Genomic DNA, 19,704 nt, shown 5'->3' with positions numbered 1-19,704 from the left:
CCACTCTTGCCGCGGGCGCCCGGCCGACGGACACTGGTCGGACTCTTCCGGTCGGAGGTGCTCGACATGCGCGACGACTCCACGTTCCCCGACGCTCTCCCGGTGCTTGCCGTCGGGCATCATCGGGACCCCCGCGACGGGGGCTGCCTGATGGAGTGGGCGAGCCTGCTCGCCGGCGAGCCATGGAGCGACCACCCCGCGTGCACCCACCCCCTGCTGGCCCACCTCGCTCGCTCGGTCAACGACCGCGTGAGCGACGCGTCCCGGGGTGCGCTCATGCACCTGCTCCCGATGCTCACCGTTGCTCGGAGCGACGACCGGTCGTGGTCGCTGGAGATCGCCGCGGTCACCGTGCGGCACGGCCTCCGGCGGGCGGGGGCGCAGGACGCGCGCGAGCTCGCAGTCGCCCTGCTGACGCTCGACCGGCTGCTCGCGCCGACCGACGGTCGCACTCCGGCCGAGCTGCGCACGACGACCGCCGACGCGCTCGCGACCGTCCCGACCGCCGCCGCGTGGGCCGAGGACTTCACGCGGGCGATGGGCCCGCCCCGGCACGTCCGCGGCCTGACGCGCGGGATCGTCGACGCCGCGTTCACGAGCGTCTCCGCGTCGTCGGACGCTGACGACGCGCTCGTCGTGATGCTCACCGACGCGGTCCTCACGTGCCAGGACCTCGCGAGCGTCGATCGCTCGCGCTCGGCGGCACCTGAGCGGTTCGACCGAGCGGCCCGTGGCACGAGCTCCGCGCCGTCCATGGCCGGTGCTCAGGGCTGATCCCGACCCCACCCCGAAGCAGAGGAGACCCGGTGGGCACGGTGGTCATGTACAGCTCGGTGTCGGTGGACGGCTTCGTCGCGGACGAGCACGACTGGCCCGGACCGCTCTTCGACTGGTTGTCCAACGGTGACGTCCCGCTGGACGAGAGCGGCGAGGTGACGGTGTCGCAGACGTCCTACGACTACACCCGGCCGTACTGGGACCAGATCGGAGTGACCGTCGTCGGCCGCCACGTCTTCGACCTGACGGACGGCTGGGACGGGAAGCCTCCGGGCGGGATCGACCACGTGGTCGTCGTGACGCACCGGCCTGCGCCCGAGGGCTGGGACCCCGCGGCGCCGTTCCACTTCGTCGACGGCGTCGAGGCGGCCATGGCCACGGCGCAGGAGCTTGCGGGCGACCGCGTCGTCGAGGTCGCCGCTGGTGACGTCGGTGGCCAGATGCTTGCCGCGGGCCTGGTCGACGAGGTGCGCATGGACGTCGTACCCGTGGTGCTCGGGTCCGGTAAGCGCTTCTTCGGGTCGGTCGACGCGCAGCACCTGCTGGAGGATCCCGACGCGGTGATCCAGGGTGACCGGGTGCTCCACCTGCGCTATCAGGTGCGTCGCGGACCGAGCTGAGCGCCGAGACCGACGCCCAGAATCACGTCGATCGCGCGAGCCCGTCCCTCCTACGATCGCCCGATGGGTGCACGGAACTACCTGATCGAGGGCGTCTCCGGCACGGGCAAGAGCGCCGTGCTGCGGGAGCTGCGCAGGCGCGGTCACCACGCTGTCGACGGTGACAACGAGCTCGCCTACCAGGGAGACCCGGTCACCGGCGAGCCGACCACGGTCCCGGCTCACGAGCACCACATCTGGGACGTCGCCACGGTCAGGTCGATCGCCGGCGAACGCGAGCACGACCGGACGTTCTTCTGCGGTGGCTCGCGGAACCATGCCCGGTTCATCGACGTGTTCGACGAGGTGTTCGTCCTGGTCGTGGACGTCGACACCCTCAACCGACGACTGGACGGCCGCTCCGACAACCCGACCGGCAAGGACCCGGAGGAGCGCGCCCTGATCCTGCGGCTGCACGCCACGGAGGCCGACCTCCCGCCGGGCGCGACCCGTCTCGACGCGACCGTGCCGCTGGTGCAGGTCGTGGACGAGATCCTGCGTCGGACCGAGGGCTCGCAGAGGGCCCTCCCGTAGCATCGGCAGGTGCCCCCCAGATCGCCGTTGCCGGCTCGGCACGGCCTCAGTGCCGCCCGGCTGCGGACCCCCGATCGCGACCGGTCACGTGCGGACGAGTGGCCGACGATGGGCGCCTGGCTCCGGGACCGGCTGCCCGAGCACGTCGACGTGGCGGAGCTGCTCGAGGGGCAGCGCTTCGTCGACGAGGACGGCCGGGCGGTGCGCGAGGACGACCCTTACGCCCCGCACACGTTCGTGTGGTTCCACCGCGACCTGCGCGACGAGCCCGAGGTGACCGCGCCCATCCACGTGGTCCATCGCGACGAGCGCCTGGTGGTCGTCGACAAGCCGCCGTTCCTGTCCTCGATCCCGCGCGGTCGGCACGTCATGCAGAGCGTCGTCGTCCGCCTGCGCGCCGAGCTGGGCCTGCCGGACCTGTCCCCGCTGCACCGCCTGGACCGCGTCACGTCCGGCCTGCTCATGCTGGCGACCGAGCCCCGGTGGCGCGGGCCGTACCAGACCCTCTTCGAGCACCGCGCGGTGGACAAGACGTACTGGGCGCTCGCGCCGCTCCGCGACGACCTGACGCTCCCGGTCGTCGTCCGCAACCACCTCCGCAAGGAGCGCGGCTCCTGGCAGGCGGAGGTGGTGCCGGACGCGCCCGTCAACGCGGAGACCCTCGTCGAGCTCGAGTCGGAGGTCGACGGGCGTGGCATCTACCGCCTGACGCCCCGCACCGGCCGCACGCATCAGCTCCGCGTCCACCTCAACGGGCTCGGTATCCCGATCGTCGACGACCCCCTGTACCCCGTGGTGCACGACGTCGACGTCGACGACTTCAGCAGGCCGCTGCAGCTGCTCGCGGGGGAGGTCGCGTTCACCGACCCCGTCGACGGCAGCGCGCGACGGTTCCGCAGCGTCCGACGCCTCCCGCTGTGAGGTCCTGACCAGCCGTCAGTGGTCGTGGCGGTGGTGGGCGTCGGGGTAGTGCTCGTGGGTGTGGGTGACGGCCTTGTGTGAGTGCACGTGCCGGTGGCGGACGCCGGGCGCGACGAGCTCGCCGTGCTCATGGTCGTGGTGACCGTCGTCGTGGGTGTGCCAGTGGTCGTGCGTGACGGCCTCGTGCGCGTGCTCGTGGCCGTGCTCCTCGCTCAGGTGCAGCCACGTCCCGACGGCCATCAGCGCGCCGGCGACGAGCAGCTGCCAGGTCACCGCGTCACCGAGCGCGACGGCCAGGACGGCGCCGAAGAACGGGGCCACCGAGAAGTAGGCGCCGGCGCGTGCCGTGCCGACGTGGCGCAGCCCGACGATGAAGAGCACGAGGCTCAACCCGTAGGCGACGAAGCCGAGCACCAGGGCTGCCCCGGTGGCTCGCAGTGACGGCAGCTGCGCGCCCAGGACGAGCGCGAGGACCAGGTTCGTCGGACCGGCGACGGAGCCCTTGACGGCGACGAGCCAGGTCGCGTCCGTCAGCGAGACCTTGCGGGTCAGGTTGTTGTCGAGCGCCCAGCACGCGCACGCCCCGACGACGGCGAGCGCGGGCCACACGCTGGTGACCTCGGCCTGTGCGGTCGGCACGGCGATCACGACGGCACCGGCGACGATCGCGGCCATCCCCAGGACCACGCGCCTGCCCGCGGGCTCACGGAACACCACCCAGGCGATCACGGCGGTCAGGACGCCCTCGGCGTTCAGCAGCAGCGATGCTCCCGAGGCCGGCATCGAGGACAGGCCGAACATCAGCAGCACCGGCCCGGCTATCCCGCCCGCGGCGACGGCCCCGAGGAGCCACGGCACCTCGTGGCGGGCGAGCCGGACGCGCGGCGCACGGCGGACCAGCCGCCAGACCCACATCCCCAGGCCGGCGCCGACGTACAGCAGGCCGGCGAGCAGCCACGGGCTGACCTCACCGAGCAGGAGCTTGGCCAGGGGAGCGCTGGCACCGAACAGCACGGCTGCCAGCAGGGCGGCGCGCACCCCGGCGTTCCGCAGGCCGCGCGAGGAGTCAGTCACGACCCCATGATCGCTCGTCAGCCGTTCAGCTTCGCCGGGTCCGCGTCGACCTTGCCGACGATCAGCCGGTTGATCACGTAGAGCACGACGCCGATGCCGAGCAGCAACCCGGCGCGAACGTAGACGTCGGCCTCGCGGCCGGTGACCGGGGACGCCAGCACCAGAGAGACCACCGCACCGACCACCGGCACCCACGTCGGTGCGCGGAACGAGGGGCCGTCGTCGCCCTCGGCGGGTTCGTCGTCGGGCTCCTTGCGCAGCACCAGCACGGAGATGTTCACGACGACGAACACCAGCAGCAGGAGCAGCACCGTGGTGTCGGCGAGTCCCGCCAGGTCGCCGGTGCTCACCAGGGTCAGCGCGATGAGCAGGGTGAACGCGATCGCCACGTACGGCGTCTGGCGGCCCTGGTGCACACGGCCGAGGACCTTCGGCACGATGCCCTCGCTCGACATCCCGTAGACCAGGCGGGACGCCATGATCATGTTGATCAGCGCGGTGTTGGTGACCGCGAGCAGGGCGATGATCGCGAACAGCCCGGGCGGGAAGGTCAGGCCGGCCACCTTGACCACCTCCAGCAGCGGTCCGGTGGACTCGGCGAGCGTCTCGGTGTCCACCAGCATCGACGTGGTGAACGCGACGCCCAGGTAGATGACGCCCGCGATCGCGAGGCCGCCGAACAGCGCGCGGGGGAAGTCGCGCCGGGGCTTCTGCGTCTCCTCCGCCAGGTTGACCGAGTCCTCGAACCCGAGCAGCGCGTAGAACGCGAGCGCGGTCGCGCCGAGCACCGCGATGAGCGGTGCCCCCTCCGTCTCCAGCTCGAGCGTGCGCCCCGGGTCGCCGTCGCCGCTGACCAGGGCCCATGCCCCGATCGCCAGGATGACCAGCAGACCGGTCGCCTCGACGATCGTGAGGACCACGTTGACGCGCACGGACTCCGAGATGCCGAGGAGGTTGACCGCGGAGATCGCCAGCAGGAAGAACCACGCGGCGGCGAGCGTCGGGACGGTGAAGAACTCCGCCAGGTAGTCGCCGCCGAACGCGCGGGCCGCCGCGGACGCGCTCGTGATGCCGGACATCATCACGGCGAACGCGACCATGAACGTGAGGAACGGGCGCTTGAACGCCCGGTTGGCGTAGAGCGCGGCCCCGGCGGCCTGCGGGAACCTGCCGACGAGCTCCGCGTACGACGCCGCCGTCAGCCCGGCCAGCACGAACGCGCACAGGAACGGCAGCCAGATCGCGCCGCCCACCTCCGCGGCGACCTTGCCGGTCAGTGCGTAGATGCCGGCGCCCAGGATGTCGCCGACCACGAACAGCAGCAGCACCTTGCGGCCGATGGTGCGCTTCAAGGGCGTGGTCATGACCTTCTGCTCGCTCATCGTCGCCCCCTGGCTCGTGGACCCGCGCTTGCGCCCAGTGTTCTGCCGGAAGCCGCCCGCCGCGCGTCGACGCGGAACCCTGCCTACGCTCGGACACTCAGACGAGTCAGGGAGGACTGCGCATGATCAAGCGAGTCGTGTTCGTCGCGGGCGTCACCGCGGGGTACCTGTTCGGCACTCCGTCCGGGCGTCGGCAGCTGGACAAGATGAAGGTCTGGGCCGTCGACGTGTGGCACGACCCGCGCGTGCAGGAGTACGTGCAGGAGTACGAGGCGCAGGCCGCTGCGTTCGCCAAGAAGCAGGGCGCTGCCGTGTGGGAGAAGGCCGTCGACTCGGCCAAGAGCGCGGTGTCGTCGTCGACCACGAAGTACCCGACGGACGACGTGTCGCCGACCGTCGTCGAGCCTCTCGTCGACGCGGACGACGCCAACCCCGGACAACGGTGAGCCCTTCTCCGCTACCAGCAGCGGCGGGCCAGGAGTCCGTCTGGGACTACCCGCGGCCACCTCGGGTCGAGAACACGCCCGAGCTGGTCGTCGTGACGCTGGACGGTCTGCCCGTCGCGACGACCACCAGCGCCGTCCGCGTGCTCGAGACCAGCCACCCGCCGGTGTACTACCTGCCGTTCGACGCGTTCGAGCCGGGGGCGCTGGAGGCGGCGGTCGGCTCGTCGGTGTGCGAGTTCAAGGGCGTCGCGTCGTACGTCTCGGTGCGCGCCGGCGGTCGCCTGGTGTCGCGCGTCGGCTGGACCTACCCGTCACCGCTGCCCGGGTACGAGCTCCTCGTCGACCGCGTGGCGCTCTACGCGGGGGACCTGCACTGCACGGTCGACGGTGAGGTGGTCCAACCGCAGGCCGGCGGGTTCTACGGCGGCTGGATCACGTCGCGCGTCGTCGGACCGTTCAAGGGATCCCCGGGCACACGCGGCTGGTGAGCGTTGACATGTGACTAATTGGTCACCTAACGTGGTCGGCATGGACGAGGACCTGGTGTTCAAAGCACTTGCGGACGCCACCCGTCGCCACCTGCTCGACCAGCTCTACACGCGTGACGGCCGCACGCTCACGGAACTGGAGCAGGACCTCGAGATGACCCGGTTCGGGGTCATGAAGCACCTGAAGGTGCTCGAGGAGGCGGGCCTCGTCGTCACGCGACGATCAGGGCGGGAGAAGCTCCACTTCCTCAACGCCGTCCCGATCCAGCTGATCCACGAGCGGTGGATCGACAAGTACGACGTGCTCGGCGCCGAGCGCCTGCACGCGCTGACCGACCTCAAATCAGCCCTGGAGAGCACCATGACCACGCAGACCGACACGGCCACCACGACCGTCCTCGTCAACCGCATCTGGATCAAGGCCGACACCGCCACCGTGTGGAAGGCCATCACGTCGCCCGAGTGGAACGCCCGGTACGGCTACAAGAGCCCCTCGACGTTCGACCTCACGCCCGGCGGCGCGGCCGCGACCCTCCCGTCCGCCGACATGGTCGCCTACGGCGCTGCGCCCGACCAGCCGATCCTCGACGGCGAGGTGGTCGAGGTCGTCGACGGCTCCCGCCTGGTGCTCACCTGGCGCACGCTCTGGGACGACGAGGCGCGTGCCGAGGGGTTCACGCGGCTGACCTACGAGCTCGAGGAGCGCGGCGCGGGCATCACCCAGCTGACCGTGCTCCACGACGTCACGGGTGCGCCGCGCACCGCGTCGCTCGTCTCCGGTGACCTGCCGGAGTTCGGCGGCGGCTGGCCGCAGATCCTGTCGGACCTCAAGACCCTCCTGGAGACGGGCGCGTCGCTGGAGTCCTGAGGCCACGTCGGACGGGCCGGTCGCGTTCGGCGTCCGGCCCGTTCCGGCGCCTGGCGAGATCGTGGCGTCGGCGCCAGATCGTGGGTGCGAGCTCACGATCTCTCAGTCGTCTGCTGCGTCCAGCAGGCGCATGGCCTCGTCCGCGATCGCGTCCGGCGGGCCTGCGACCGGGACGTCCACGCCGTCCTCGTCGGCGGCCAGCGGTTCCAGCGTGGCCAGCTGGCTGGCCAGGAGCGTTGCCGGCATGAAGTGGCCCGTCCGCGCCGCGAGCCGTCGCTGCAGCTCCTCCGGGGGGACCACCAGGTGCACGAACCGCACGCGACCCTCAGCCGTGCGCAGGATGTCGCGGTAGGAGCGGCGCAGCGACGAGCACGTCACGACGGTCGAGCCGCCCGCCGACGACATCGCGTCCCGGATCGCGCGCAGCCACGGACCGCGGTCGGCGTCGGTGAGCGCCCGACCCGCGCGCATGGCCTCGACGTTGGCCGCGGGGTGCAGGTCGTCGCCCTCGATCATCGGCCGCCCCAGCCGCTCGGCCAGGAGCAGGGCGGTCGTCGACTTCCCGGTCCCGGACACCCCCATGACGACGAGGTGCTCGGGCAGGCTGCTCACGCGGAACACCCTCGCACGCCCACCCGCCGACCTCGTCTGTTCGCGCCGAACTCGTCCCTCCGCGCCGAACTCGTTCGTCGCAACCGACGAGTTGGGCCGCAACCACCGAGCTCGACGGCCGGCGAGGTCGTGAGTTTCCGACGAGGTCGGTAGTTGCAACTGACGACCTCGTCGCGAAGTCACGACCTCGGGCGGTCGGGCGGGACGGGTCGCCCGGGCAACTTAAACTCGTCCGATGCCCTCGTTCGTCGTCGACACCACGCCTCTGCGCGTCAGCCCGGCGTTCCGGCGGCTGTGGTGGGGGCTCGCGATCTCCAACCTCGGGGCGCAGCTGACGGTCGTCGCGGTCGGGCTCCAGGTGTACGCGATCTCGGGGTCGACGGCGTCGGTGGGCCTGCTCGGGCTGTGCGCGCTGGTCCCGCTGGTGATCTTCGGGCTGTACGGCGGTGCGATCGTCGACCACTACGACCGCCGCCGGGTCGCCCTGGTGGCATCGCTGGTGTCGTGGGCGGCGACCATCGGGCTCGCTGTGCAGGGGTGGCTGGGCACGAATCAGGAGTGGGTGCTCTTCGCGCTGGTCGCGGTGCAGTCGGGCGCGTTCGCGGTCAGCACGCCCGCGCGGGCGGCGATCATCCCGCGGTTGCTCGACCCCCGGCTGCTGCCCGCCGCGAACGCCCTGCAGACCCTCGGGTTCAGCGTCGCGTTCACGGTCGGGCCGTTGCTGGGCGCCGCGCTGGTGGCCGCGTTCGACTACGGCGTCGCGTACACGGTCGACGCCCTGCTGTTCACCGCCGCCCTGTTCGCAGTCTTCCGGCTCCCGGCGCAGCCGCCGCCGCACTCGGAGACCCGACGAGAGCGCGTGGGCCTGGGCTCCGTGGTCGACGGGTTCCGCTACCTGGGCACGCAGCGCAACGTGCGGATGACGTTCGCGGTGGACCTGGTCGCCATGATCACGTCGTCGCCGCGGGTGCTGTTCCCGGCGGTCGGCCTGGTCTACCTGGGCGGGGGCGCGACCACGACCGGGGTGATGGCCGCGTCGGCGGCGGTCGGCGTCGGCCTGGCGGGGCTGTTCTCCGGTGGGCTGGCCCGGATCCGCTGGCAGGGCCGGATCATCGCGGTCGCCATCACGGTCTGGGGGCTGGCCGTCGCCGGGTTCGGGCTGACGCTCGTGCTGGCCGGCCGGTCGCACCCCGACCAGGTGCTCTGGCTGGCGCTCGCGATCGCCGTGCTCATGCTCGTGGTCGCCGGGGCCAGCGACGCGATCAGCTCGGTGTTCCGGCAGACCATCCTGCAGACGGCGACGCCCGACGACATGCGCGGCCGGCTGCAGGGCGTGTTCATCGTCGTCGTCGCGGGCGGACCCCGGCTGGGCGAGGCGCTGCTCGGCGGGGCGGCGGCGAAGGTCGGCGAGGGCTGGGCCGCGGTGGTCGGCGGCTGCCTCTGCGTGATCCTCCTGTGGGTGCTGGTCCGGTCGCAGCGCTCGTTCTGGAACTACGACGCCCACCACCCGGTGCCCTGACCGCGCTCGGTCAGTCGGTGGAGCCTGTCGGGTCGAGGGCCGTGACGTACTGCTCGGCGGTGCCGAGGGCCGTCGCGACAGCCTGGCCGGGTGTGTCGCCGACGACCTGCACGCGGACGACGAGGCCGTCGCGCGCGGCCCAGAGGAGCGCCGTGGAGTAGGGGTCGGCGGCGGCACTGCCGTCGTCCTGGAACGACGCCTCGTCGCGTGTGAGCACCCACGCCGTCCAGCCGGGCAGCTCCACCTCGTCCACGCCCGCCGCGGAGATGACGGTCCGCGGGATGTAGGTGCCGTCCCCGTTGTCCACCCGGGGCGCCTCCTCGTCGACCGCCCAGCCGTCGAGGTCGGCGGCCTGCGTCGCGACGGCGGTCTGCGCCGCGTCCGCGTCGGGCATCTCGTAGACCTCGATCACCCGGCTCGCGCCGCCGGCGACGGGCAGCGCGACCGGGTCACCTGCGGCGAAGGCGTGGCCCGCCAGGGACGCGGCCCGCAGGTCGCCAAGCAGCGGGTGGCCGCACTGGGGGAGGGTCGGGCTGGGCAGAGGGAGCGCACCTCCCGTCGCCGCGGCCTCCTCGGCCTGGGTTGCGGCGAGCTGGTCGAGGTACGCCTGCGCCTCGGGGGAGCCTGGCTCGTACTCGTCGCAGCGCTCGACGGTCGCCGTGGGCAGGAGCGTCTCGGTCAGCGCGGCCGTCGCCTCCTCGAACGTCAGCGGTGCGCGCGTCGGCGTCGAGGAGGCCGACGGGGACGTCGACGGGTCGCCGCCGCCGTCCGCGGAGCAGGCGCCGAGGACGGCGAGCGCGACGACGGCGGCGACGCCGCGGGCTGGGCGGGCGAGGCGCGGCGGCAGCATCCGCCCATCCTCGCCCAGACCGCGGGTGCTCCGAGGTCGTCGTCTCGGTCGACCGGTGCCGGAGAGCCTGACGTCACCCGGTCGGCCGACAGGGAGCTCCTGCCCACCGGGAGTCAGCTGTGCCTCAGCGACCTGATCATCCGCAGCACACCCTGCTCCGCGAGCGCGGCATCCCCACCGGCGGCGATCCACAGCGCAGCCTCGTTCATCGCACCGTTGAGCAGCGCGGCGGCTGCCGCGGGGTCGACCGCGAGGTCGTCGAGTGCGCCCAGCCCGTCCGCGAGCAGCCGTCCGGAGTGCGCCGCGTCCAGCTCGCGCCAGGCGGTCCACCCGAGCACCGCGGGACCGTCGACGAGCAGGATCCGCCGGAGAGCCGGGTCCACGACCGCCCGCATGAAGGCGATGCTCCCGGCCTCGATCGCCGGCCACCCGTCGCCGGGGGCGGCCTCGGCGACCGCGGCGGCAACGACGGACTGGGCGTCGTCGACGACCGCGGTGAAGAGACCGACCTTGCTGCCGAAGTGGTGGTATACGGCTCCGCGCGTCACGCCCGCGTCTCGTGCGACCTGCCCGAGACCGACGTCGGCGTAGCCGTGCTCGGCGAACAGGCGGTACGCGCTGGCCCGGACGGCCTGCGCGGTGCGCTCGCTCTGCTCCTTGGTCGCGCGGGGCATCAGGGTCCCTTCTATACATACACCGTGTATGTAAAACTGGAACCACCCTACTGGGAGGCGACCATGATCACGAGCATCTATCCCGTCCTGATGAGCACGGACGTGGCCGCGACCGCGGCGTTCTTCCGCGACGCCTTCGCGCTGGAGACCGCGTTCGAGTCCGACTGGTACGTGTCCCTGCGCTCCGGCGCGTTCGAGCTCGCGGTGCTCGAGTCCACCCACGAGACGATCCCGGCAGGCCACCGGACACCCGCGGGCGGGGTCCTGGTGAACATCGAGGTGGAGGACGTCGACGCCGAGTACGAGCGCCTGGTGACACGCGGCGGCGCGCCGGTCGCGCTCGACCTCCGGTCCGAGACCTTCGGGCAGCGTCACGTGATCCTCGTGGCCCCGGGTGGCGTGCTGGTCGACGTGATCCAGCCGATCCCGGTCACGGGCGACGTCTAGGCGAGGGCGTCGAGCGCCCGGTGCAGGTTCGCCGTCACCGCAGTCCGGTGCGGCTCCACCCAGTCGCCCTCGAACTTCCGGGGCGTGATCTCGATCATCATCACCAGGCAGAGCCGCATCCGGTACAGCTCCATCCGGGTGCGCGCCGACGGGCTCTCGACGTCCAGCGGCCCGTATCCCTCCAGCACGGCGGGCGTCCCGGGCTCGCGGCCCATGGGGTCGATGCCGACGAGGTCGGCCAGCGGGTCTCCCCAGAACGCGCGCTCAGGGTCGATGACGCCGAGCAGCTCGCCGGTGGACGGGTCGACGAAGAGGTTGCCGGCCCAGAGGTCGGTGTGGACCAGCGCCGGTCGGACGACGTCAGCGAGCACGGTCGCGTGCCGGGACATGACCGCGCGCACGTCGGCGGCGGGCACCGGCACCGACCAGCGCGCGGCGTCGTCGAGAAGCTCGTCGACCATCCCGGTGAACGACTCGGCCCAGGAGGACGCCTGGCGCCCGCACGGGTACCCGAACGCGGGTCCGGTCAACCGGTGCAGGGCGGCGAGCACCTCACCGGTGCCACGCTCGGCCGCGGCGGTCCGCGGATCGGCCGGACCGAATCCCGCGTCGACCAGCGGCACGCCCGGCAGGTGGCTGACGACGAGCGCGTCGCTGGGCAGGAGGGTCCGCGTGAAGTCGGTGAGCAGCACCTGCGGCATCTTCAGCTCGGGTACCGACGCGGCCATCTCGTAGACCAGGGCCTCGGCGCGCAGGAGGTCGTGCTCGTACGCGAGCAGCTGGTCGGTCCCGGTCGGGGCGGTCTTGACGATGACGCGCCGGCCGTCGGCGAGGGTCACCCGGTACGTCGTCGCGAACTGCCCACCGGTGAGGAGCTCTGCGTCCTTGAGCACGCCGAGGGGTGCGACCAGCGCGGTTAGGGCGTCGATCATGACCGCTTCGGTTCCACCGACTCCGCGACCTCGCACGCGGCCACAGCGGCACCGCCGGTCGCCGAGGGCGACTCGGCCTCCACGGAGTTGTGCACGTGGTCGCTGCCGTCCCCGCGCAGGGTCCGTAGCGCAGCGAGGGTGGCGAGGACGGCCGCCCCGGCGGAGATGACCACCACGAGGAACCCGGCGTGCGACCCGTGGATGTCGATCTGGGCCCCGGCCACGGACGACCCGACGGACACACCGACGCCCAGCGACGTCCCCACCCAGGTCAGCCCCTCGGTCAGCCGCTCGCGCGGCACCAGGTCCTGCACGAGCCCGTTCCCGTTGATGAGGGTCGGTGCGATGGCGAACCCGGCGACGAACATGACGGCCGCGAGCGCCACGAGCGACTGCACGAGGAAGAAGAAGCAGACGCCGACCGCGAGCGCGACCATCCCGGTGGCGAACCGCAGGTAGAGGGGCCGCTTCCAGGTGCGGGTGCCGTACAGCAGCCCGGAGATCAGCGAGCCGAGCGCGAAGATCGCCAGGATGATCCCGGCCGCGCCCTTGGAGCCGGACTCCTCGGCGAACGCGACGGTCGCGACGTCGGTGGCGCCGAAGATCGAGCCCATCGCGACGAAGACGATGGCCAGGACCACCATGCCGGGCCGGCGCAGTACCGACCCCTTCGGGCGCGGGCTGCCGACGGGCGCGGGTGGCGGTTCGGTGCGGCGCAGGGACAGGAACCAGTACCCGCCGACGAGCATCGCGACCAGGGGCACGATCAGCCCGGCGGTGGGCGCGACGCCGGTGGCCAGGAGGGTGGCCAGCACGGGGCCGACGATGAACACGAGCTCGTCGAGCGCCGACTCCAGGGAGTACGCGGTGTGCATCCGGTGCGGGTCGGCGCCGAGCACGCGGGCCCAGCGGGCTCGGACCAGGGACCCGAACGACCCGATGCCGGCGCCGGTCACCACCGCGGCGGCGTACAGCCAGACCTCGTGCGCCTCCGTGGTGGCGGCGACGACGAGGCCGACGAGCCCGACGGCGGCGATCGCGACGGCGGGCCGCATGATCCGCGACTGCCCGTGCCGGTCCACCAGCCGCGCCAGCTGCGGGGAGCACAGCGCCTGGGCGATGACGTAGACCGCGGACACCCGGCCGGCGAGCCCGTAGGACCCGTACAGCGTGGAGACCATGAGCACGATGCCGATGCCGACCATCGACATGGGGAGCCGTGCGAGCACACCTGCGCCGGAGAACGCGAGGGCTCCGGGGCGCGTGAGCACGTCGCGGTACGGCTGGAGCATGCAGCCAGTGTGTCATCCGGTCTATCGCGCGGGCGCGTCGTGCCTCACCATTCAAGGCATGACGGACGTGCAGGTCAGCGACGCTCCCGACGAGCACCGGTTCGAGGCGCGCGCCCCCGACGGTGAGCTCCTGGGCTTCTCGGTGTACGACACGATCGGCACCACCGTCGTGTTCACGCACACCGAGGTGGACCCGCGGTTCGAGGGTCAGGGCATCGCGTCGACGCTCGTGCAGGGTGCCCTGGACGCGGTCCGGGCGAGCGGCCGGGACGTCGTCGCGTTCTGTCCGTACGTCAAGGCCTGGCTCGGCCGGCACCCCGACTACCAGGACCTGGTGCGCGCACCCCAGAAGTGAGAGAAGCCCCCAGGGGAGTGGTCACCCCGGGGGCCCCTGCTGTGGGTGGGCTTATGACCCCAGTGCTGCCGAGACCACGTCCTTCGCCTCTGCCTGCACCTGCGCGAGGTGCTCGGCGGACACGAACGACTCGGCGTAGATCTTGTAGACGTCCTCGGTGCCGGACGGCCGGGCGGCGAACCACGCGTTGTGCGTCGTGACCTTGAGGCCACCGATCGAGGCGTTGTTGCCGGGCGCGTTGGTCAGCTTCGCGGTGATCGTCTCGCCGGCCAGCGACGTGGCCGTCACCTGGTCCGGGGTGAGCCTGGACAGCGTCGCCTTCTCCTCGCGGGACGCGGCGGCGTCGACGCGGGCGTACCAGGACTGCCCGAACTCGGCGACGAGGTCCTGGTGGTGGGCCGACGGTGACTTCCCGGTGGTCGCCAGGATCTCCGAGGCCAGCAGCGCGGGCAGGATGCCGTCCTTGTCGGTGGTCCACACGGTTCCGTCCTTGCGCAGGAACGACGCGCCCGCCGACTCCTCGCCGCCGAACCCGACCGACCCGTCCACCAGCCCGGGCACGAACCACTTGAACCCGACCGGGACCTCGAGCAGCCGTCGGCCGAGCCTGTCGGCCACGCGGTCGATGAGGCTGGACGACACCAGCGTCTTGCCGATCGCCGTCCCCGTAGGCCAGTCCGGCCGCGCCCCGCCGTACAGGTAGGCGATGGCGACCGCGAGGTAGTGGTTCGGGTTCATCAGCCCGTCGGACGTCACGATCCCGTGCCGGTCGGAGTCGGCGTCGTTGCCGGTCGCGATGTCGAACGGCGCCGGGTCGCCCGCCATGCGGCTGACCAGCGACGCCATCGCGTACGGGGACGAGCAGTCCATCCGGATCTTGCCGTCCCAGTCGAGCGTCATGAACGCCCACCGCGGGTCCACCGTCGGGTTCACGACCGTCAGGTCGAGCCCGTAGAACTCGCCGATCTCGCCCCAGTACTCGACCGACGCGCCGCCCAGCGGGTCCGCACCGATCCGGACGCCCGAGGCGCGGATGGCGTCGACGTCGATGACGTTGGCCAGGTCCGCGACGTACGACGAGAGATAGTCGTGCTTGAGGGTGGTGTCCGCGGCCAGCGCCGTCTCGATGCTCACGCGCGGGACCGACTTCCAGCCGGACGCGAGGATCTCGTTGGCGCGGTCGGCGATCCACCCGGTGGCGTCCGACCCCGCGGGGCCGCCGTCCGGCGGGTTGTACTTGAAGCCGCCGTCGCGCGGGGGGTTGTGCGACGGGGTCACGACGATCCCGTCCGCCAGGCCGGGCCCGTGCGTCCGGACGCCCTCGGAGCTGCCCGCGCCGTTGTGCCGCAGGATCGCGTGCGAGACCCCCGGCGTCGGGGTCCACGAGTCGCGGGCGTCGACGTGCACCTCGACGCCGGCCGCGGCGAGCACCTCGAGCGCCGACCGCCACGCCGGGTCGGATAGCGCGTGCGTGTCCCGGCCGATGAACAGGGGACCGTCGGTGCCCTGGTCGCGCCGGTACTCGACGATCGCGGAGGTGATGGCGACGATGTGCGCCTCGTTGAACGCGGTGTCCAGGGCAGAGCCGCGGTGGCCGCTGGTGCCGAACGCCACCCGCTGCGACGGGTCGTCCAGGTCGGGTTCGCGGTCGTAATACGCGCCGGTCAGGGCGTCGAGATCGACGAGGTCGGACGGCTGGGCGGGTGTTCCGGCGCGCGGGTCCATGCCGCGATCCTCCCCCAACGCCCGGGATGCCGCGACCCCCTGTCCGGCTGGTCGGCACGGTGAGGACCGGTAGCCTTTCCGGCATGGCCAAGAACTCGTCCGACTTCGTGCTGCGCCCGTTCGAGGGACTCCCCGGTGAGCCCGACTGGGTGGCGCTCAAGGAGCTCGTCCCCGCCGCGACGGCGACCGCCCGCACCACCAAGCAGTACGGCGCCCGCGACGTGCTCGTGACGACGGTCCTGCCGACCAGCTGGCCCGCGCTGCACCGCGCTGACGGCCTGGTCCTGCTGGCGCTGCAGACCACGAGCAGCTCCAACGACGTCAGCCGCGACCTCGCGCACGCCCTGCTGGAGGCCATCGAGGTCGAGGCCGGCACCGCCGTCGAGACCATCGGCCTGCCCGAGCCCGGTCCGCGCCTGCAGGACGTGCTGGACCTGAGCGTGCCGTTCGAGGTCACCGTGCAGGACTCGTTCGCGTACTGGCTGGCCCCCGACACCGAGCGCACCCCGGACCTGCAGGCCGCGATCGAGGAGGCCGACGGCGGCATCATCGACACGGTCAAGCTCGAGTCGGCCGAGGCCGCGTACTGGTGCCGCATGGGTGCCCGCGAGTTCCTGCGCTGGGCGCAGCCGCACGAGGAGCAGGTGGTGCTCGACGCGCTCTCCCGTCTGCACGCCAAGCGTGAGTCCGGTTTCGAGGGTGCCAAGTTCGTCGGCTACTTCCGCTCGGCCGGTCTGGTCGTGCCGGTGTGGGAGCTGGCGAAGGGGTCGGAGGCCGAGGACATCGAGAAGCCCGTCGCCGACTTCCTGCCCCGCTTCGAGGCCGCGCTCGCGGACACGACGCCGCTGGACGCCAACGAGCGGCGCGCGCGGGCTGGTCTGGTCGCCCGTCAGGTCACCCTGCGCTGACCGGCAGGACCTGCTCGGATAGATAGGGTGGCGACGTGACGCGCAAGGGCGGCAAGACCGCCGACGACCAGGTGGCGACGGCCGCTGCGACCCCGCCCGACGAGTCGGTCGACACGGTCCCGACCCCGTCGGTGGCGGCTCGCAAGGCGGCCGTCGACGAGCGCAAGGCGGCCGCCCACAAGGCGCGCCAGCGCGTCGCCGTGATCATCCCCGCCAAGGACGAGTCCCGGCGCATCGCAGCGACCGTCCGCTCGGCCCGTGCCATCCCGCACGTGGACCTGGTGCTCGTGGTCGACGACGGCTCCGAGGACAACACGCAGCACGTCGCGCGCGAGGCGGGGGCGGTCGTCGTCCGGCACTCCCACAACCGGGGCAAGGCCGCCGCGATGGAGACCGGAGCCGCGGTCGTCGCCATGCGGGACGCGCCCGACCGTCAGCCGCGGATCCTGCTGTTCATCGACGGTGACCTGGGCGAGACCGCGGTCAACACCGCCCCGCTGGTGCCGCCGGTGTTCGAGGGGCACGCCGACCTCGCCATCGCGCTCATCCCGCCGCAGCCGGGCGCCGGTGGCCGGGGGATCGTCGTGGGCGCCGCCCGCCGGGCCATCACGTCGATGACCGGCTGGACCCCGACGCAGCCCCTGTCGGGGATGCGTTGCCTGACCCGCGAGGCGTTCGAGGCGGCGACCCCGCTGGCCCACGGCTGGGGGGTCGAGACCGGGATGACGATCGACCTGCTGCGCCGCGGCTTCCGCGTCGTCGAGGTGCCATGCGACCTGAAGCACCGGCCGTCGGGGTCGGACCTCAAGGGTCAGATGCACCGCGCCGCGCAGTACCGGGACGTGCAGCTGGCCGTCAACGCGCGCCGCGTCCGTCGCGCCGCCGGCGCCGTGAAGCGCACCGTCACCCCCGTGCCGAAGCCTCCACAGACGCACCGCTGACCGGCTCGTCCAGCCCGCCGTCGGGGGCCGGCTGGTCCAGCCCGCCGTCCGGGGCTCCCAGGCGCCACTGCGCGGCGGCGGCCACGAGGCACGGGACCGCGAGCGCGATGCCGGTGGCCGGCACGACGATGCCCGAGTCGTTCATGAGGAACCCGACGGTCAGCGCCGCCGCGATCGAGGCGACGGCGGGACGCAGCAGGGGGACCGCGCGGGTCAGCCCTGCCAGCGGCCCCTGACCCATCAGCTCGCCGCGCCGCGGGCGGCCGCCGACGACGACCAGCCACGTCAGGGCGATGCCGCCGATGGCGGTGACCAGGTACCGCCACGACGTCAGCACGCGCAGGTTGACGGCGATCTTGCGGCCGACGACGTCCCACAGACCGCCGTCGAGCACCGTGGCGAAGAACCGCCCCAGGTGGGTGCGGTCGGCGGGTGGGCGCATCCAGTCGAGCACCGCGAACCCGCCGACCACGACGACGCCGACCAGCCCGATGAGCGCGACCGACTTCCAGCTGACCTTCCGCCCGCTGACGACGATGGTCAGCATGGCGAACGCGAGGATCAGCGCGGGCGGCCCACCGAAGTCGCTGCCGAGCCCGGGGGCGCCGTCGACGACCACGATCAGGAGCCCGAGCCCGGCCACGACGGCGGTCGCGATGCCCCGACGGCCGCGCCGCAGCAGGGGGTCGGCGATCGCGACGGCGAGCAGCAGACCGGCGGCCGTCAGGAGCGCGAACGCCTGGTTGCTCATCCCGTAGAAGCGCGCGGCGAGCACGCGGTGGGCGCCCATGGGGGAGTCGATGACGAGCGTGGAACCCGTGCAGGCGTCGACCACGAGCACGGCCACCGTCACCCCGGCGACCAGCCCCGCGGGCCCGAGCAGGTTGCGTCGCCACGGGCCGACCAGCGCGACGGTCGTGATGAGGGCGACCCAGCCGAGCAGCACCCACCAGAACATGGTGACCGGCATGTCGGAGCGCCACCACGGGATCGTGTTGGTGAGGAACGACGCGACCGGCGCGGCGGCGAGCGCGAGCGCGGAGATCTGCAGCGCGCGCAGGGCGGGTCGCAGCGGGGCACGGTCCGAGCGGCCGGTGCGGGTCAGGATGATCGCGGCGGCGATGAACAGCACCGCCTGGATGAGCACCAGCCGCGCCGAGTAGGTGCCGCTGACGCGGGTGACCATCATGGCGTGGCGCTGGATGTCGAGCAGCTGCGCGACCCGCGCGGTCGCGGTGGCGGTGGAGGGTCCGGGCAGGATCACCGCGCCGCTCAGGGAGGCCGCGCTGTTGTCGAGCCCGATGCCGTCCAGGAGGGTCGGTGTGACGTCGACGGTCTGGATGAGCCCGGCCTGCCGGGTGGAGCCCGAGGTCAGCAGGCTGTCGACGTACTCGTCGCCGTTCGGGGCGAGGCCGGTCGCCGCGGCCAGCTGGAGGGACGTGCGTCCGGAGTCGGCGAGCGAGACGACGAGGACGGTCGCCCCGGAGCGCTGGGCGCCGGCGATCGCGGCGCCGATCCGGGCGTCGATGACCTGGGCCTGGATCGCGCGGGACGGCTCGATGATCGCGTCCGGGGTGGACACCTCGGGCGGCAGCGGCTCCTCCAGCTCCTCACCCGGCGCGGTCGCGGTCGGCTGCGGGGTGCTCGGCCGGGCGGTCGTCGCGTAGCCCGGGTCGCGCAGGGAGCCGGCGTCGACCACGACGAGCCGGGACGCGTCCAGGGCGTCGCGCACCGCCCGCGTGAGGCTGGTGCTGGTCGCCGGGAGGATCTCGTGGGTGCCGACGGGGATGCCGGCGGCGTCCGCCAGGGCGATCGCGGCACCCGGGCCGATGCCCGTCGCCGGGGCGCCGGTCTCGGCGAGCATGTCCCCGAGGAACCCGGGCTGCGCGCCGTACGACTCGGCGTCGGCCGCGGCCACGTAGTCGTCCCAGCCGGGCACCTGACCGCTCTCGCCCGGGTCGCGCAGGGTGCGGCACGTGCCGTCGTCGGCCCGCACGTCCGCCGCGCGGGTGCCGGTGGAGACCGCGAGCCACCCGTCCGCGGGGCAGGACCGGGACGCGACGCTCCGGGCGGCGACGAGGCCGATGGAGCCCTCCCGGGACAGACTCCACAGCGCGGGGGTGGTCAGGGTCGTGACGTCGTCCCAGCGGACGCCAGTCATGCCGACGAGAAGGACCGGAGGCTCGTCCGCTGCCTGGGCGGGGGTCGCGAACAGGATGCCCGCCAGGCTCAGCACCAGGGTGAGCACCGCGCTGCGGAGCACGGACGCGCGCGGGCGGGCAGGGGTCAGCACCGTTCCA

At 72.7% G+C, this 19,704-nt stretch carries 21 protein-coding genes; 12 read left to right on the top strand and 9 right to left on the bottom strand.

The genetic code is table 11. The annotated features are described in order from the left end of the window. Positions 1-66: 66 nt before the first annotated feature. From J2X26_RS03580 to J2X26_RS03565, 4 genes are all read left to right on the top strand, one after another. Entirely contained in the window at positions 67-774 is a 708-nt protein-coding gene (locus J2X26_RS03580) for a hypothetical protein (RefSeq protein ID WP_307489871.1), read from the top strand. A 32-nt stretch (positions 775-806) separates the two neighbouring features. Continuing rightward, positions 807-1,397: a dihydrofolate reductase family protein gene (locus J2X26_RS03575; RefSeq protein ID WP_307489869.1), complete on the top strand. Its 591-nt coding sequence runs from the start codon at positions 807-809 to the stop codon at positions 1,395-1,397. 63 nt (positions 1,398-1,460) lie between these two features. After that, positions 1,461-1,970: an AAA family ATPase gene (locus J2X26_RS03570; RefSeq protein ID WP_307489867.1), complete on the top strand. Its 510-nt coding sequence runs from the start codon at positions 1,461-1,463 to the stop codon at positions 1,968-1,970. A 9-nt stretch (positions 1,971-1,979) separates the two neighbouring features. Beyond that, the gene (locus J2X26_RS03565) at positions 1,980-2,891 is read left to right on the top strand and encodes a pseudouridine synthase (RefSeq protein WP_307489865.1); all 912 of its coding nucleotides are present in this window, start codon (positions 1,980-1,982) and stop codon (positions 2,889-2,891) included. 15 nt (positions 2,892-2,906) lie between these two features. Here J2X26_RS03565 and J2X26_RS03560 read toward each other — a convergent pair whose 3' ends face one another. Together J2X26_RS03560 and J2X26_RS03555 are read right to left on the bottom strand one after the other, a co-directional pair. Continuing rightward, the gene (locus J2X26_RS03560; RefSeq protein ID WP_307489863.1) at positions 2,907-3,965 is read right to left on the bottom strand and encodes a DMT family transporter; all 1,059 of its coding nucleotides are present in this window, start codon (positions 3,963-3,965) and stop codon (positions 2,907-2,909) included. Between the two features lie 17 nt (positions 3,966-3,982). Beyond that, positions 3,983-5,347 (bottom strand): APC family permease, encoded by a 1,365-nt coding sequence (locus J2X26_RS03555; RefSeq protein ID WP_307489862.1) that lies wholly within the window; start codon positions 5,345-5,347, stop codon positions 3,983-3,985. A gap of 122 nt (positions 5,348-5,469) precedes the next feature. On the opposite strand from J2X26_RS03555, the gene J2X26_RS03550 reads away from it, so the two are divergent. From J2X26_RS03550 to J2X26_RS03540, 3 genes are read left to right on the top strand one after another with little or no spacing between them, the layout of a single operon-like run. Continuing rightward, positions 5,470-5,793: a YtxH domain-containing protein gene (locus J2X26_RS03550; RefSeq protein ID WP_307489860.1), complete on the top strand. Its 324-nt coding sequence runs from the start codon at positions 5,470-5,472 to the stop codon at positions 5,791-5,793. After that, complete coding sequence (locus tag J2X26_RS03545; RefSeq protein ID WP_307489858.1) at positions 5,790-6,281, top strand: DUF427 domain-containing protein; 492 nt, start codon at positions 5,790-5,792, stop codon at positions 6,279-6,281. The genes J2X26_RS03550 and J2X26_RS03545 overlap by 4 nt, the downstream gene beginning before the upstream one ends. 40 nt (positions 6,282-6,321) lie before the next feature. Beyond that, complete coding sequence (locus J2X26_RS03540; protein WP_307489856.1) at positions 6,322-7,149, top strand: ArsR/SmtB family transcription factor; 828 nt, start codon at positions 6,322-6,324, stop codon at positions 7,147-7,149. Positions 7,150-7,251: 102 nt separating this feature from the next. Here the strand turns inward: J2X26_RS03540 and J2X26_RS03535 are convergent, their stop codons facing one another. Then, a complete protein-coding gene (locus J2X26_RS03535; protein WP_307489854.1) occupies positions 7,252-7,761 on the bottom strand; it encodes a gluconokinase in 510 nt (169 codons plus the stop codon). Between the two features lie 235 nt (positions 7,762-7,996). Between J2X26_RS03535 and J2X26_RS03530 the strand changes: the two genes are divergently transcribed. After that, entirely contained in the window at positions 7,997-9,280 is a 1,284-nt protein-coding gene (locus J2X26_RS03530; RefSeq protein WP_307489852.1) for an MFS transporter, read from the top strand. A 10-nt stretch (positions 9,281-9,290) separates the two neighbouring features. Here the strand turns inward: J2X26_RS03530 and J2X26_RS03525 are convergent, their stop codons facing one another. Together J2X26_RS03525 and J2X26_RS03520 are read right to left on the bottom strand one after the other, a co-directional pair. After that, the gene (locus J2X26_RS03525; protein ID WP_307489850.1) at positions 9,291-10,130 is read right to left on the bottom strand and encodes a hypothetical protein; all 840 of its coding nucleotides are present in this window, start codon (positions 10,128-10,130) and stop codon (positions 9,291-9,293) included. A gap of 113 nt (positions 10,131-10,243) precedes the next feature. After that, positions 10,244-10,804, bottom strand: coding sequence for a TetR family transcriptional regulator (locus J2X26_RS03520; RefSeq protein ID WP_307489848.1), 561 nt, complete (start codon positions 10,802-10,804; stop codon positions 10,244-10,246). Positions 10,805-10,867: 63 nt separating this feature from the next. Here J2X26_RS03520 and J2X26_RS03515 point away from each other — a divergent pair, with 63 nt between their 5' ends. Further along, positions 10,868-11,251 (top strand): VOC family protein, encoded by a 384-nt coding sequence (locus J2X26_RS03515; protein WP_307489846.1) that lies wholly within the window; start codon positions 10,868-10,870, stop codon positions 11,249-11,251. Here the strand turns inward: J2X26_RS03515 and J2X26_RS03510 are convergent. Together J2X26_RS03510 and J2X26_RS03505 are read right to left on the bottom strand one after the other, a co-directional pair. Next, the gene (locus tag J2X26_RS03510; protein ID WP_307489844.1) at positions 11,248-12,183 is read right to left on the bottom strand and encodes a phosphotransferase family protein; all 936 of its coding nucleotides are present in this window, start codon (positions 12,181-12,183) and stop codon (positions 11,248-11,250) included. The two genes, J2X26_RS03515 and J2X26_RS03510, sit on opposite strands and share 4 nt — an antisense overlap. Continuing rightward, complete coding sequence (locus J2X26_RS03505; RefSeq protein WP_307489842.1) at positions 12,180-13,475, bottom strand: MFS transporter; 1,296 nt, start codon at positions 13,473-13,475, stop codon at positions 12,180-12,182. The genes J2X26_RS03510 and J2X26_RS03505 overlap by 4 nt, the downstream gene beginning before the upstream one ends. Before the next feature lie 58 nt (positions 13,476-13,533). Between J2X26_RS03505 and J2X26_RS03500 the strand changes: the two genes are divergently transcribed. Then, positions 13,534-13,830, top strand: coding sequence for a GNAT family N-acetyltransferase (locus tag J2X26_RS03500; RefSeq protein ID WP_307489840.1), 297 nt, complete (start codon positions 13,534-13,536; stop codon positions 13,828-13,830). A 51-nt stretch (positions 13,831-13,881) separates the two neighbouring features. On the opposite strand, the gene pgm is transcribed toward J2X26_RS03500, so the two are convergent. After that, positions 13,882-15,555 (bottom strand): phosphoglucomutase (alpha-D-glucose-1,6-bisphosphate-dependent), encoded by a 1,674-nt coding sequence (gene pgm, locus J2X26_RS03495; protein WP_307489839.1) that lies wholly within the window; start codon positions 15,553-15,555, stop codon positions 13,882-13,884. Between the two features lie 83 nt (positions 15,556-15,638). Between pgm and J2X26_RS03490 the strand changes: the two genes are divergently transcribed. Next, on the top strand, positions 15,639-16,463 hold the full coding sequence (locus J2X26_RS03490) for a DUF5926 family protein (protein ID WP_307489837.1): 825 nt from the start codon (positions 15,639-15,641) through the stop codon (positions 16,461-16,463). A 131-nt stretch (positions 16,464-16,594) separates the two neighbouring features. Beyond that, the gene (locus J2X26_RS03485; protein WP_307490698.1) at positions 16,595-17,404 is read left to right on the top strand and encodes a glycosyltransferase family 2 protein; all 810 of its coding nucleotides are present in this window, start codon (positions 16,595-16,597) and stop codon (positions 17,402-17,404) included. Here J2X26_RS03485 and J2X26_RS03480 read toward each other — a convergent pair. Continuing rightward, positions 17,367-19,697 (bottom strand): hypothetical protein, encoded by a 2,331-nt coding sequence (locus tag J2X26_RS03480; RefSeq protein ID WP_307489835.1) that lies wholly within the window; start codon positions 19,695-19,697, stop codon positions 17,367-17,369. The genes J2X26_RS03485 and J2X26_RS03480 overlap by 38 nt on opposite strands. Positions 19,698-19,704 lie beyond the last annotated feature (7 nt).

It is taken from the genome of Cellulomonas humilata (assembly GCF_030814415.1).
In the GTDB taxonomy this organism is placed as follows: Bacteria; Actinomycetota; Actinomycetes; order Actinomycetales; family Cellulomonadaceae; genus Cellulomonas; species Cellulomonas humilata_A.
The sequence above is the reverse complement of the archived record's forward strand: the minus strand, read 5'-3'. Positions and strand labels throughout refer to the sequence as shown.